This window comes from Lactobacillus porci (assembly GCF_009695985.1).
Taxonomy (GTDB): Bacteria; Bacillota; Bacilli; order Lactobacillales; family Lactobacillaceae; genus Lactobacillus; species Lactobacillus absianus.
This window is the reverse complement of sequence record NZ_VUMX01000075.1, coordinates 1-1,346: the sequence shown is the minus strand read 5'-3', so window position 1 is coordinate 1,346 and position 1,346 is coordinate 1. Positions and strand designations below refer to the sequence as shown.

Annotated in this window: 2 protein-coding genes; both read right to left on the bottom strand. The window is 34.0% G+C overall.

Going from position 1 to position 1,346, the window contains the following annotated elements; translation table 11 throughout:
- Positions 1-356: 356 nt before the first annotated feature.
- Positions 357-671: a hypothetical protein gene (locus FYJ62_RS10510; RefSeq protein ID WP_087712498.1), complete on the bottom strand. Its 315-nt coding sequence runs from the start codon at positions 669-671 to the stop codon at positions 357-359.
- 1 nt (position 672) lies between these two features.
- Entirely contained in the window at positions 673-1,164 is a 492-nt protein-coding gene (locus FYJ62_RS10505; RefSeq protein ID WP_089143124.1) for a hypothetical protein, read from the bottom strand.
- Positions 1,165-1,346 lie beyond the last annotated feature (182 nt).

Here is a 1,346-nt window from a genome sequence, read left to right as displayed (position 1 = left end):
CTGGAAGCCTATTTACCATGGGCTGAGAATGTTCAGCTACACTGTAAGTGAAGTCCCATAAACTGATTAATCCCATCTTAGCATTGCTAGGATGGGATTTTAATATACCGCGATATTGGGCGCTTACTTTTAGTCACTCCTTTTTCTTAGATTGATTTCTGTTAAAGGTCGAGAGTGTGAAACTCGAAAATTACTTGCGAAAGCATCAAAAAAAGCAATGATGCTTTCTCTGCGATTACTTTCTTCGCGATACATCATTGCTTAGTTTCTTTTCTTAAATTTATGTCTTTCTTGATGTGGTTTTATTATAACAAATAGTTATGCTTTGTGCAAAGCCATAATTAAATAGAATTGTATTACTCAATAATTTTTGAAATAGCCAATGGCTGATAATCTTTATATGCCTGCAACATTGCTTTAACAATCTGAGAGTCAAAATCAGTATCCAATTTTTCATTCAGTATCTGTTTGAAATCTGTAAAACTAATTTTGTCCTTCTGTCTGAGAATATCCAAAAATAGCTTGTCAATTTCATCAGATTGTTTTGAAGAAATCCCATAGTACAAGAGAAATGCTTCTCTATTAGGTGGGAAATCCAGTTTATCAATACAATCACGCAAAACGGATCTCATCAAATACAGTGTATATGTTAATTCATCAGATTCATGCATTTTAGACCAACAACTCCAGACCTAATCTAATCCAATATGCTAATGTTCTAGCGGTACTTGGGTTAACATGTGATGCGATTAATGCACTAGCAATTTGATCTTGAACTGCCTTAAATGATAAATCTTCCCATCTTGAAAGTTTTCTTAGCGTGGGAGTAACTTTATTGAGAACATTTCCAACTTCTACAGCAGCTTTTCTTCCTGCCACTTTTCCTACGGCACTAACTAATTTATTTCGATTTTTTAATACTGCTTTAACTGCAACCTTAGCACCTTTTCCCCAACCAATTTTTGATTCATTTAATGATTGTTCATTCTGAAAAGAAATACCATTGGTTGGTACTTGAAAAGTCTGTGTACTGCTATCAGAAGCCGTTTGAGTCGAAGAAGATGTCACTTCGGCAGCTTGCACACTATTTGAAACTACTTCAGCAGTGGGAACACTTAACAGAAGCGTTACTAATGACGTGAATACAACCTTTTTCAATTTCATTATTCTCACTCCTTATAAAACGCAAACATACTAAATGTTTACAAAAAATAATAATGGTCGATTGTATAATCAATTTGAACACCACTGAAAATCAGTAGTATTAGAATATAAAAAATCCATTTCAACCTCTGGTAGAATATGAATTACCACAAACACGATTCTAAGAAAGAGGTCAAAATGGA